This is a genomic window from Mucilaginibacter sp. (genome assembly GCF_036568825.1).
In the GTDB taxonomy this organism is placed as follows: Bacteria; Bacteroidota; Bacteroidia; order Sphingobacteriales; family Sphingobacteriaceae; genus Mucilaginibacter.
Map to the genome: position 1 here is coordinate 1 of NZ_DATCRU010000099.1, position 13,323 is coordinate 13,323.

General features: G+C 43.2%; 13 protein-coding genes. 8 read left to right on the forward strand and 5 right to left on the reverse strand.

Features of this window, described 5'->3' with window-relative positions; translation table 11 throughout:
• Together VIM89_RS22015 and VIM89_RS22020 are read left to right on the forward strand one after the other, a co-directional pair.
• The coding region (locus VIM89_RS22015; RefSeq protein ID WP_488158348.1) for an ABC transporter permease at nt 1-1,927 on the forward strand (1,927 nt) is incomplete at its 5' end.
• 67 nt (nt 1,928-1,994) lie between these two features.
• Nucleotides 1,995-2,432 carry a hypothetical protein gene (locus VIM89_RS22020; RefSeq protein WP_488158349.1) on the forward strand — a complete coding sequence of 146 codons (438 nt, stop codon included), beginning with the start codon at nt 1,995-1,997 and terminating at the stop codon, nt 2,430-2,432.
• A 27-nt stretch (nt 2,433-2,459) separates the two neighbouring features.
• Here the strand turns inward: VIM89_RS22020 and VIM89_RS22025 are convergent, their stop codons facing one another.
• Entirely contained in the window at nt 2,460-2,828 is a 369-nt protein-coding gene (locus VIM89_RS22025; RefSeq protein ID WP_488158350.1) for a response regulator, read from the reverse strand.
• Nucleotides 2,829-2,951: 123 nt separating this feature from the next.
• Between VIM89_RS22025 and VIM89_RS22030 the strand changes: the two genes are divergently transcribed.
• From VIM89_RS22030 to VIM89_RS22055, 6 genes are all read left to right on the forward strand, one after another.
• A complete protein-coding gene (locus tag VIM89_RS22030; protein WP_488158351.1) occupies nt 2,952-3,134 on the forward strand; it encodes a hypothetical protein in 183 nt (60 codons plus the stop codon).
• A 27-nt stretch (nt 3,135-3,161) separates the two neighbouring features.
• Nucleotides 3,162-3,713, forward strand: coding sequence for a PRC-barrel domain-containing protein (locus tag VIM89_RS22035; protein WP_488158352.1), 552 nt, complete (start codon nt 3,162-3,164; stop codon nt 3,711-3,713).
• Nucleotides 3,714-3,938: 225 nt separating this feature from the next.
• Nucleotides 3,939-6,668, forward strand: a complete 2,730-nt coding sequence (locus VIM89_RS22040) for a TonB-dependent receptor (protein WP_488158353.1) — start codon at nt 3,939-3,941, stop codon at nt 6,666-6,668.
• A gap of 15 nt (nt 6,669-6,683) precedes the next feature.
• A complete protein-coding gene (locus VIM89_RS22045) occupies nt 6,684-7,934 on the forward strand; it encodes a right-handed parallel beta-helix repeat-containing protein (RefSeq protein WP_488158354.1) in 1,251 nt (416 codons plus the stop codon).
• Nucleotides 7,935-7,985: 51 nt separating this feature from the next.
• Complete coding sequence (locus VIM89_RS22050) at nt 7,986-8,987, forward strand: YncE family protein (protein ID WP_488158355.1); 1,002 nt, start codon at nt 7,986-7,988, stop codon at nt 8,985-8,987.
• Between the two features lie 4 nt (nt 8,988-8,991).
• Nucleotides 8,992-10,017, forward strand: coding sequence for a metallophosphoesterase (locus VIM89_RS22055; protein ID WP_488158356.1), 1,026 nt, complete (start codon nt 8,992-8,994; stop codon nt 10,015-10,017).
• A gap of 48 nt (nt 10,018-10,065) precedes the next feature.
• Here the strand turns inward: VIM89_RS22055 and VIM89_RS22060 are convergent, their stop codons facing one another.
• The 4 genes from VIM89_RS22060 to VIM89_RS22075 form a co-directional block, all read right to left on the reverse strand.
• Nucleotides 10,066-10,998 (reverse strand): NADP-dependent oxidoreductase, encoded by a 933-nt coding sequence (locus VIM89_RS22060; RefSeq protein ID WP_488158357.1) that lies wholly within the window; start codon nt 10,996-10,998, stop codon nt 10,066-10,068.
• Between the two features lie 45 nt (nt 10,999-11,043).
• Entirely contained in the window at nt 11,044-11,544 is a 501-nt protein-coding gene (locus VIM89_RS22065) for a cupin domain-containing protein (protein ID WP_488158358.1), read from the reverse strand.
• 47 nt (nt 11,545-11,591) lie between these two features.
• Nucleotides 11,592-12,281, reverse strand: coding sequence for a DUF2306 domain-containing protein (locus VIM89_RS22070; RefSeq protein ID WP_488158359.1), 690 nt, complete (start codon nt 12,279-12,281; stop codon nt 11,592-11,594).
• A gap of 200 nt (nt 12,282-12,481) precedes the next feature.
• Entirely contained in the window at nt 12,482-13,246 is a 765-nt protein-coding gene (locus VIM89_RS22075) for an SDR family oxidoreductase (protein ID WP_488158360.1), read from the reverse strand.
• Nucleotides 13,247-13,323 lie beyond the last annotated feature (77 nt).

A 13,323-nucleotide genomic window follows, 5' to 3' on the forward strand; every position in this document is an offset into this window, starting at 1 on the left:
CACTATAGTGTTAAGTCAGCAAATGGCAAAAAAGCTTTTTGGCGATGCGGACCCGATGGGAAAGATCGTAAAGATCGATAGTAATGCCAACTTTACCGTAACGGGCGTAATGAAGCCTTTGCCGGGAAACACCCAATTTAATTTTGCTGAATATTTGGTGCCATTGAGCTACATGCGCGAAGTGCATTGGGAGCGAAACGACTGGAGCAATAGTACGGTAGTAATATTTGCCATGATGAAGCCAGGTGTAACCCGGCAAACCGCAAACAATCTTTTCTGGAATGTCTTTCGCGACCAGCATGTGAAGCCGGGAGCTCATGGTATTGTTCAGCCTATGGCTGATTGGTGGTTGTACAATTATGACAATGGCAAATTTGTGCCGGGCAGGTTGGTCATGGTGAGGTGGTTTGCCCTCATAGCCTTCCTGGTGATGCTGATTGCCTGTATCAATTATATGAACCTGAGCACAGCAAGAAGTGCTAAGCGGGCAAAGGAAGTAGGCATACGTAAAGTAGCCGGAGCAGGACGTGGTTTACTGATAAAACAGTTTTTGGGCGAATCAGTATTGACTACAGTTGTGGCTGGCGTGCTGGCAATTGGCTTGGCGCAATTATGCCTGCCCGCGTTTAATAGCCTGGTAGATAACCAGCTGACTATGGCTTACGATAGCCTGGTTTTCTGGCTGGCTATCGGAGGTTTTGTGCTTTTCACAGGAATTACAGCAGGCATTTACCCCGCATTCTACCTGTCGGCGTATAAGCCTGTTAAAGTGCTGAAGGGTATTTTAACATCTGCCGGAGCGTTGATCGCGCCGCGTAAGGTGATGGTGGTGGTACAATTTACCCTGGCTATCGCTTTTATCATTTGCACGCTGATCATTTACCAGCAGATAGATTTTGCCCTGCATCGTAGCAAAGGTTACGACTCCAATAATTTGGCCTACATGTATATAAAAGGTGATATTGCGAAAAACTATACCGTAATTAAACATGAACTGGAGGAAAGCGGCGCTATTGTTAATCTCACCCGCACCAATTCACCCGTGAATGATATATGGACAGGCAACGATGGCTATAGCTGGACAGGCAAAAATCCTACTGAAAGCATCAACTTCCTCGAAAATTTTACGGATAAGGATTTTACTAAGACCACCGGCATTAATCTGATTGAAGGGCGCGATATTGATGTATCACGCTATCCAACAGACACTGCTGCGGTGTTGCTTACCCAGTCGGCATTACATAAAATGGGGCTTAAGAACCCGGTTGGACAGTTGATCCACCTGGGTAAAACTCCATTACACGTGGTAGGTATAATAAAAGATTACGTAGCCGGTTGGGTATACAGTGCAAACAACCCGATCATTATTCGCGGTTCAGCTAAACAATTCAGTGCCATCAACTTAAGGCTGAATGGTGCAAGGCCATCGTCAGAGAATCTCTCGAAGATCGGCAGGATATTCAGAAAATATAACCCAGATTACCCGTTTATCTGCCTGTTTGCAAACGAGAACTTTGCCAGCCGTTTTAAAGGTGATGAAAATATCGGCACCATTGCCATGGCCTTTACTGGCATGACTATCTTCATCTCTCTTATGGGCCTATTTGCATTGGCTGCTTTTATGGCCGAAAACAGGATAAAGGAAATAGGCATCCGCAAGATATTGGGCGCATCGGTAACGGGGCTTATTACCCTGCTGTCAAAGGATTTTATACTGCTTGTCGGCCTGTCGTTTTTAATAGCTTCCCCAATTGCCTGGTGGCTGATGAGTAAATGGCTTCAGAATTTTCCTTTACACATCGACATCGGTTATTGGGTGTTTATATTGACAGGCATTGCAACATTATTGATAGCGCTTATTACCGTCGGCTTCCAGGCGCTTAAAGCGGCAATGTTGAACCCGGTAAAGAATTTGAGGTCGGAGTAATTACATAAATGTAATAAATGCTCATTTATTCTTTTAAATTTGAGGTATAGCTTTTGTAAACCTGTTCATGAAATCAAAACTCCTTACCGTTATCTTGTTCCTCTTTTGTTTGAATGGTTTTTCGCAAACCCCTAAAGTTCTGGATTACAAAATAAAAACGGCGGATAATGCCAAAGAACGCACCGAAATGCTGGACGCATTCAGGGCCAATTTGTATAAGGAATGGAAGCTGAAATTTGAGTTTGTTGTCAGCTATTTTAAAAGGAGTGGTGATTATGCCTGGTTTGAAGGTACAGCGGTAAGAAAAGACGGCAAGGAGATGACTTTTCCCGAGGATAGCTACGATTGCTGTCATGCAGAAGCCTTATTCCAAAAGAAGGCCGGTAAATGGATATTGCTAGAAGGGAATGCCTTCTCTACTGACGTATGGTATGAAGGCATAGATAAACGATATCCTAAAGCATCTGTGGTTATTTTCCCTAAGGATGGAGCTGCGGTAAGATAGAAGTAAGTCCGCTGAGCCTAGATTTTGTCAAACAATCGTCTCCACATAATAGCTCACCTTTTCCATAAAGTGATCAATATTAAACGGTTTGCGAATAATATCGTTGGCGCCGCATTGTTCTTTTATTTGTTCAATGTCGATGTTGGCCGATACCAAAATAACGGGTATATCTTTTAGGTCATCCTGCCCTTTTATGTATTCACAGAATTCCTGGCCGCCTTCGCCCGTCAAATTCAGGTCGAGCAGCACCAGGTTTACTTCCTTATTCAGCAGCTTTTCACGGGCGCGACCTGTATCTGATAAGCTGATCACATTTAAACCTTGTATTTCCAAAATAATGCTGATCATTTCAGCAATTATTGGCTCATCTTCTATAACTAATACATTCTTTCCCATAATTAAATCGGCAGTTTTAATCATAGGCTGAGCAATACAAGAATGATGCCTTTCTTTTTAAGAAAATATAAAAACTTATTGTAAAACACTTGTTTTATTAAATACACCTATTTATGAAAAATTATGGCACATTTAGAAGTAAAACCCCGGAGCCGTAGCACATGGTGGATATGGCTCATTATCCTCATTATTATCATAGCCGCAGCCTACTACTACTTTTATGTTTATAAGGGCGGGAGTAAGCCAATGGTAGAAAATCATCCTTATAAGTCGATTGCGACAGCAATGATTAAAAGTATTGTTTAACGGAAAACTAAATTCAAACTGAGAACTATGGCAACTGTAGAAAAAATAGATCACCGCATGGAGGAACTCCATGATAGTAATTTTGAGATCGTTGACGGGGAACCAGATATTGCCGGCTGGAAAATACGGGCTCGCAGCGGCAAAAGAGTAGGAAAAGTAAAGGACCTGCTTTTTGATACCTATTCGCGCAAGGTACGGTACCTTATTGCCGACCTGGATGACAACGAACTAGGTATCGACGATGACCGGCAAGTGCTGATTCCGATCGGTATGGCCGAATTATATACACGTTCCGACCGTCGTGAACGTGAACCACGCGATCCTGCCTATAATTCATATGATCCGACGCTGGATGAAAAAGTAGTATATCTGCATACGGTTACCGCCGAACAACTGGATGCGCTGCCTTCATACGAAAAAGGACGCGTTTCCCGTCACATCGAAGTAGCGATCCGCAGGATACTGGAACCTCCGGAAAAAGACGATTATGAAAGGGACGAATTTTATCGTCACCGGCATTTTGATGATGATAATTTTTATCATCATCGCCGTCACGATCATCATTACGACGATGAATAATTAATTATTGAAATTAGAAGACCCGGTTCAAAACCGGGTCTTCTAATTTTACGGCCTTACATTAAAAAATCATGAAGCGGTGTTACGTTAGCATTAAAATAGTTGACCCGTTAGTGTCTGATTATTAAGCATTTATTATCGTTGGGTTAAACCTCATGCAGTGGGCAAAAAATTCAGAAATTATCCAGAATTGAGGTGGTGTTTTGGTCATAAACAAGGGTTTATATGGCTAAAAAGTTCTACTTTTTTATCGCGTTTTTATTGTCCTCAATTACCGTATTTGCCCAAACCGCTACGCTAAAAGGGGTTGTTACTGACGACAAAACGAATGAGCCCCTGCCCGGAGCCACCATCCATTTCGACGACTATAATAATGCCGTTTCTGCTGATGTAAATGGAGTTTATTCCATCATCAATATTACCCCCGGCGAATACAAGGTTAAAGTAAAACTGATCGGCTATACCGAGTTTGAGAAGAAAATTAAACTCAGCGCCGGCCAGGAAATGGTTTTAAATATCCAGTTAGGTCGGGAAGAACGTCAGCTGGAGATGGTGAATGTATATGGCACCATTAATAAAGAGACGGATGTCGCTTCCAGGTCGACAGAAAAGAATGCAAATAATATAGTCAATGTAATTGGCGCGCAGGCAATCCTAAAATCACCCGACCTTAATGCAGCAAATGTATTGCAGCGGGTATCGGGAGTTACCATTCAGCGAAATAGCGGCGGTGATGATGCTTATGCGGTTATCAGGGGTATTGAACCAAGATATAACAACACGCTGATCAATGGAGTTAAAATTGCCAGCCCCGATGATAAATCCAGGTTCGTTTCATTAAGTGTAGTGCCGTCCGAATTGCTGCAGCGCATCGAGGTAAGTAAATCACTTACCCCTGATATGGAAGGCGATGCCATTGGTGGTACCGTTAATATGGTTTTTAAAGATGCGCCAGACTCATTGCTGTTTAATGCGAGCGCTTCAATTGGTTACAGCGCTATCTTTTTTGACAGGAAATTCACTACTTTCTCAAAAAAAGATATTCAGGCAAAAAGTGTATATGATACAAAAGGGCCTGATTATGTTGCAACTACATCAGATTTTTCAAGATCAAACCTGGACTTTAAACCGGTTACCGCTCCGCCAACCTATCTGTTCAATATAGCATATGGCAACAGGTTCCTTCATAATAAATTAGGTATCCTGATCGCGGATAATTTTCAGAACCAATACTTTGGTAACAATTCACAGCTGGAGCCAACCGTAGGCGACCCTAAAAATAATTACCTGCCAAGCACTACTGATATAGAAAACAGGACTTTCTCAAATCAGCAATTAAATAATGGCCTGGTAGTCCATGCCGACTATAAAATAAATGACCGTAACCAGCTATCGGCAGACAACGTACTGCTATATACCTACTTTGCGCAGACAATATCGACTATTGATACTACGCTTACAGGAGGAGATGCGGGCAGGACAATTGTTGGCGGGAAACCTATTCCGGGTACCGGCTCTGTACACGAAGATTTCGAGTCGACCACTAACCACCAGATCTTAGAGAACTTTAAGCTGAACGGCAAACATATTTTATCCAATCATTTTTTATTGGACTGGACGGGTGTATTCTCAGACGCCACACAGGAAGCACCCGACAGGGCAAGCTACACCATCAATAAATTAATAAAATATGATTCGGTAGCGCATACATTTAACAGCAGTCCTTACTATTACGATGGAGGAAGCAGAATATGGCAGCATAATGAGGATAAGGATTATGACGGGATAGTAAACTTATCCTATAAATCAAAAATTGGCAGCAGCCTGCTTGAGCTAAAGGGTGGTGGCCTGTACAGGCATAAGGAGAGAAACAACTATCAGAATGAATATATCATGTTTTCTCCGGGCGCTGACAACGCTATAGGCAGCAGGCAGCAATTTTTCGATATCTATTCAGCGCGCGATTCTATTTTAAACCCTAACGGAACGGCTGGCTATGACCTGAATAATTACCATGCTTTTGAAAATATCACCGCAGGTTATGTTCAGTTTAAAATAGCTTCCGAAAGCCTCGACATTGTGGGAGGTGTACGCGCGGAGAATACCGATCAGGGCTATCATTTTTTGCAGTTTGAACTGGATGCGCCTGATCATGTTTCAAAAACTTACACAGACATCCTGCCAAGCCTGGCAATAAAATATAAGCTTAATGATAAGACCAATATCCGGGCCTCGTACTTTAAATCACTGGCACGTCCTGGCTATTATGAAATATTGCCAATTTCGCAGCCTGAAAACGCGAGTGGCAATGTTGGGAAAGGCAATCCTGATCTGCTCCACACTACTGCGGATAATTTTGACGTTCGCTATGAGTTTTTCCCGCAAAAAGACCAACAAATTTTTGTGGGCGGGTTCTATAAGAAATTGCAAGACCCAATAGAAAATTCATTTATAAGCACAACCACTTACGAGCCGATCAATTCTCAGGATGCTACTATTTATGGCGGAGAAATTATTTATAATAAGTATTTTGGGAATTTTGGCATCAATGCAAATTATGCCTACACCCATTCTGATGTAAACGGCCGCAAACTTGACCCGAAAACAGGGGATACTACTTACCAGCACAGGCCGTTACAGGGACAACCAACCCATGAAGCTAACGTTGCCCTTGAATATAAAAATGCGAAAGCAAAATTCTTTATACAGATAGCTTACCAATATAACGGCAAAACACTGTATAGGGTAAACCCCGACCTGGGGTATGATTATTACCAGCAGCCGCAATCATTTCTTTCACTTTCTGCCGACAAGGGTATAGGCCGGCACTTTACCATTTTCGGAAAATTCAATAACCTGTTAAATACTGCTACCATTATTAAAACCTACAATCTGACCACCGGTAACGACATGACCAAAGCCAGCGGGATTATAGGAATACGCTATTCACACTAAAAATTAAACGCTCATATGAAAACAAAACAATTACTACAAATTGCTACTGCCATTGTGATAGCAATCACTTTTTCTTCCTGTTCAAAGAAGGAAAGCACAAAAGTTGTAACTCCGGTCATCCCGCCGTCTCACCCTATAGCAGCCGGTAATATAAGCGGATTTCTAAAAGGTACCTTACTGACCGGGCAAACCTATACTGTAACTGCTGATATTGTGGTTAAAAGAGGCGACACCCTGGCTGCGCAGCCAGGCGCCAACATTATTGTAAAAAACAATGCTCAGATTACCATTGAGGGCGTTCTGCAGATCTTAGGGTCACAGGCACAACCTGTACATTTTAACTCCGATCAAAATAAAGCAGGTACATGGGGTGGTTTCCAATGCGATACCGCGCAGGCTGTAACCATTAAATGGGCACATATAGATAACACCGGTGGCCTGGACCCAAGCGGCGATCCAAGAAAAACAATAAGTGTTGCTGTCCCAATTAACGTTGATATCGAAGATTCATGGATCACTGGTGGTGAAGATGATATTATTGCGATGAAAGCCGGAGCCAAGATCACTATCCTAAGAAATACTTTTGAATCAAACGGTAGCACCGATGGCGAGTGTATCAACCTTAAAGCGGCTGTTACGGGCGTAGTAGCTTATAATGTGATCTTCAGCCAGGCCGGAACAGCAGTTAAGCTGGAAACCAGTGATACCGCGCCAAATCCGCAAACCAGCGTAGACATATTCAACAATACCGCCGTTTCATGCGGATGGAGAAGGGGTGCCGGCGAGCCTGGCCGTGGTGTTTCAATTGACCTGAACGCTAAAGCGAATTATTACAATAACATCATAGTAAATTGTACTGAAGGCTTACTGATCTATCCTGCTGCCGACGTTCCAAATGTTCATTACGGAAACAACCTGTTCTATGCATCTGTAAATACTTTCAACACCTACGATACACCACCGGTACCTGTAGACATCCGTGCCGGATTTTATCCTGCTGAAGGTGTAGGCAAAGCTCAGTCTACTGATCTGATATCAACCGCAGTAGGTAATAATGACCCGAAATTTAAAACTTTTGATGCCAGTACAGTAGCAACTGCAACCGGTGCTGCCGATCCTAATGATTATCATTTGCAAAGTGGTTCGCCAGCTATTGGAAAAGGTAATACAACTTTTGCTTTATATAATCCATCCCTGGCCGGCGGCGCTATTCCTAATACTGATTTGGGAGCGTATCCAACTGATGGCACAGGTAACAAGCACTAAATGTTTTCAGTATTTGAACGCAATTTGGCATAGTCCAATAATTTTAACACGATGAAAACATTTAAAAAAGTACTTCAATTAATTCCTTTTGCTTTACTCCCTTTATGCGGGATGGCCCAAACGAACTACGTGGCCGACAAGACTATTCCTCTTACAGGTAATGGCGGTTATGATTATGCCTTTATCGACCAGGACAGCCATGTTTTATATGCTTCACATGGTACTGCAGTTAACGTAGTTGATCTGCAAACCGAAAAGCAGGTGGCTGTTATCGGCAACATGAAGGGCGTTCATGGCATAGCTGTGGTAAATGATTTAAACCGCGGTTTTATCAGCGATGGGAAAGGCAGCGCTGTAGTTGCGTTTGATACCAAAACATTCAAAACTATTAAAGTCATCCCGATAACCGGAAAAGATGCCGATGGGATTATTTATGATCCTTTTTCAAAAAAGATATTCGTTTTTGGTGGTGATGATAACGCCGCTATGGTTGTTGACCCGCAGGAATTGAAGCAGACCGGCACAGTAGCGCTGGGCGGTGCGCCGGAGTTTGCTGTGGCAGATGGAAACGGAACAATTTATAACAACCTGGAAGACAAAAGCAGCCTGAATGTGATTGATGCCAAAATGTTGAAGGTAATAAAAAGTTACCCGTTAAGCCCATGTGGCAAACCAACAGGTTTAGCAATCGATAAAGACAATCAGCGCCTGTTTACCGTGTGCCGCGAAAATAAGGGGATGAGTGTGATCGATATCGCTACCGGCAAAGTAGTGCAAACATTGCCTATCGGTGCAGGAGTTGACGCCGTAGTCTATGACCCGGCTAATAAGTTGGTTGTTGCATCCAACGGGGATGGTACTGCATCCATCTTTAAACAAAACTCACCGGACAACTACACGCTTATCCAGACATTGAAAACCCAAAACCGTGCTAAAACAATGGCGATGGATATGTCGACCCATAAGCTTTATTTCCCGGTAGCAGATTTTCAGCCAGGTACCAAAACACAGATGCCTGACAGCTTTAAACTGTTGGTTTATAAACCAAACTAATTTTATGAAACGCAGAGATTTTGTTAAAAATACAACGCTTACAGCTATCGGGGCATCATTAATTGCCCCGATAGGGGCGTTTGCCGCACCAAGGGTTACTGCACTTGAAAGTGAAGACCTGACCCTGTTACCCAAGACCAAAGATGATTATGCACTCCATTTTATGGCTATTGGCGACTGGGGTCGTAACGGCGAATATGACCAGTTGGAAGTGGCCAAACAAATGGGCCTTTGGGGAGCCGATCACCAGAATGATTTTGTGATATCTAACGGTGATAATTTTTATCCGAAAGGAGTCGTGAGCGAGTTTGACCCATTGTGGCATTACTCATTCGAGAATATTTATACTGCTCATTCATTACAATGCGACTGGTACCCGGTTTTAGGAAATCACGACTGGCATTCGGATGTTGATGCGCAGATCAGGTACAGTAAGATCAGCCGCCGGTGGAATATGCCTGCACGCTATTATTCAAAAGTAGTTGGAATAGGAAAGGGTAAAGAAGACGAGGATGAAGCAAAAAAGTCGGGCGTAAAAGTAAAAAAAGGTAGTGAAAAAGCCTTGCTGGTAATGATAGACACCGATCCATTTTTACATGAGCACATGGCTGACTATACAGAAAAGCAAATGCAATGGCTTAATGAGACCCTATCAAAAGCCAGCGAGGATGTGAAATGGAAGATCGTTATCGGGCATCATCCTTATTATACTGTTGGTCCGCGTATTGAAAACTATGATACGCTGACCATGCGTAAAGCATTAACCAAAACTTTTGAAGAGCATAAAGTTGATATTTATTTATCAGGTCACGAGCATTCATTACAACATTTAAAGCCCGAAGGTTATACACATCAATTTATTTCCGGAGCAGGTTCAGAATTGACCAAAGTGACGGAGGGGATACCCTACAGCCGTTTCCAGGCTTCAGAGCATGGTTTTATGTATTTTGCCATTGATGCCACACGATTAAATGTGAGAGCAATAAATCTTGAAGGGAAGGTCTTGTATCAGACAGAACTAAAAAAATAAATAAAGAGGGCCGCCTAAAAGCGGCCCTCTTTATTTATAGACTGATAATCACATATTATTATTAACAACCAACACCACCTTACCATTCAATCCACCTCCTGAAACGAGATCCTGCGCTTGTGCTGCATCTTCCAGTTTCATTATTTTGGCTATTTGTGTTTTAATTTTTCCTTCCTCAACAAGTTTAGCACCAAATTCAAGTTTTTTGTGAGATGGTGCAGATGAAATGAACCTAGCGGTAATATGATGTTGTTGGGCAAGTTCATCTGACGGTGGCATAACAGCGCTCAATAATTTACCACCTTCTTTAACAACCGTAAAGGATTTTGCTTGTGTTTCACCACCCACCAGATCAATCACCAGGTCTGCATCTTTTACCAGTTTAGTGAAATCTTGTGTTTTATAATCAATCACTTCATCCGCACCCATAGATTTAGCCAATGCAAGCCCTTCTCCCGACGCAGTTCCGATTACATATGCGCCTAACGCTTTAGCCATCTGAACCATAATACTTCCCACACCTCCGGATGCACCCTGTATCAATACACGCTGCCCTGCTTTCAGGTCGCCGCCTTCCACTAAAAATGAATAGGATGTAACCAGTGGAACGGCCAGTGATGCGGCCTCATTAAAGCCGACATTGTCAGGGATCACTGCTGCTTGTTCTTCCTTAAGCACCACATATTCGGCATAAGTTCCGCCAAATGTGCTGGCGAATACTTTGTCACCAGTCTTTAAGCGTGAAACGCCGCTTCCAATGGCTGCTACTTCACCTGCTACATCTGATCCCGGCGTGTAAGGCAAATTTACCGGCATCATTTTTTGCATGTTCCCCGAGCGTACTTTCATGTCTATCGGGTTGACCGTGGTGGCAGCTATTTTAATCAGAATTTCATTTTCTTTGGGCTGAGGCTTGTCAACCTCATTTAATTGTATCACTTCGGAACCTCCGAAGGCAGTGAATTGCATGGCTTTCATCATGGTATCTTTTAGATGTTGAAACAACTATTTGCAATGAATGTTTCGCTAATCCAGGTAATCAGGAGGGAAAGCTTGCTGACCATATTTTTCCAGGATAGGGATCAACTTTTTCAGTGCTTCGGGATCCACGGGCGGTGGCGGCAGGAATTCTCCCGCAGCAACCGGGTGGCCCAATTCCAGGAACAACTCTTCCAGTCCCGACGGTACAACGGTGCAAAGCAAATGGGCAACCTGGTCAGACTTGTTTTTAAAAGCATGCACTACGCCTCCCTTTGGCACAACCACATATGAACCCCTTTTTGCGATATAAGTCCCCGCTTCGGACTTAAACTCAACCTCCCCATCTACCACGTAAAAAGTTTCCTCAAAATCCGGGTGTGCATGCGGACCGGGGCCACCACCCGGTGGTATCAGCATATCAATGGTGGAAAAGGCATTACCTGTTTGTTTACCTGTGACCAAAATGCGGTAGGTATCACCTACCATAGATATGCTTTGGCCTTCTTTTGCTCCTACTGCAATAGGAGGCGGTTTTTGATTTTCCATAGTTGATAATGGGGATTTGTTCTCCGAATAAATATAAATGTTTTGAGTCAAACCACCCGCAACGGCGGCATACCGGTATAGTATTTTTTCCTGGTTTTCCTGATCCAGTATTCGGCAAAGATGATATGAATTGTAAAAGCGATCCAGAAAGCTATACCGAAAAATTGCTGAACCGTTAAGCCGGTTAGTTTACTTGTTGCGAAGAATATGCCCATAATTGGCCTTGTGGTGGTTACCGCCAACCCAATAGCCAGCACACGGATCATCCATTCGCGGTGCAGGTCAAATTCTCTTTTCAGAATATAGAAGTATGCCCTCATCAGCGAAAAAAGAAACAAAACACCGAATGTGGTTACTGCCAGTGTTTCTGTAATACCACCGATAGCCATTATTGCACCCATGATCAGTGCTGTAATGCCGATTATCAAACCTGAAATGAGCACAATGTAGCCTATCGTCCGGTGTGTTTTGGGGTAGTTGTTCCTTATCCTCTTGATGAATTGCAGTGGCGCTAAAAGCACAAAAAATAAACCTGCTGTAATATGGATCAGTGTTAACTGGGGGTGAGCCGCGAACCCATCATCCGGAACACGCGATTTGGCAGGAATGCTGTTTCCGGATAAGCTTATATGACTAAGGAATATAAGCCGGCGTACAACAATTGCAATGCCTATGAGCACCAGGAAAATGGTGATGCCCCATAGCCAGCGTTCTGATTTGGTGTTTCCGTTGCCCATACACTACTATGATAGCATGGACAATGGATTGTTACAATAAAAAATTATGTCATTTCGACGAGCAAGGTGGGAGGAGCGTGGCGTGAGGAGAAAACTTATATAACTTGTATTATACGATTTGTTTGTCGCAGAAGGTTTCTCTTCACCCCAGCGCATTCACCTCATGCTGTTCATCGAAATGACACAGAAGGAATAGTTCGTTATAAATTCATACCACCGGATACTTCAATGCGTTGCGCATTGATCCAACGGCCATCTTCGGTGCACAAGAATGCTACCACGCCACCGATATCGTCAGGCAGGCCAACTCGGCCGAGCGCGGTTGCTGAGGCAATCATTTGGTTTACATTTTCATTATCGCGTACATGTCCTCCGCCAAAGTCTGTTTCTATCGCACCCGGAGCTACCACGTTTACAGCTATGCCGCGTGCGCCAAGTTCTTTTGCCATATAGCGACTCAATACTTCGACAGCACCCTTCATAGATGCATAAGCGGAATAGTTAGGATAGGCGAAGCGTGCGAGACCTGATGAAATATTAATGATCCGTCCGCCATCATTAAGGACTGGCAATGCTTTTTGTGTCAGGAAGAATACACCCTTGAAGTGCACATTCGTTAACTCATCAAATTGCTCTTCAGTGGTTTCAGCAAACGGATTGTAGACTCCGAAGCCTGCGTTGTTGACCAGGAAGTCGAAATGATCTGTTCCGAATTTGTCTTGTAACACTGTTTTAAGTTGATTGAAAAATGCATCAAAGCTTTTCACATCGCCAGCATTTAATTGAAGCGCTGCAGCTTTTGGTCCGGTCTTTTCAATTTCAGCTACCACCGCGTCGGCTTCGTCTTTTTTGCTGTTGTACGTAAGTATTACGTTGATGCCTTTTTCGGCTAATTTAATTGCCATATTTTTGCCCAGTCCCCGACTGCCGCCGGTTACCAGTGCTATTTTATTGTTTGTTGCCATTTTTTTCTTATTGTTTTGACAAAACAAAATTAGCCTGGAATGCGCGGCGGGTGTTTGCAAACTTCAATCCAATGTTT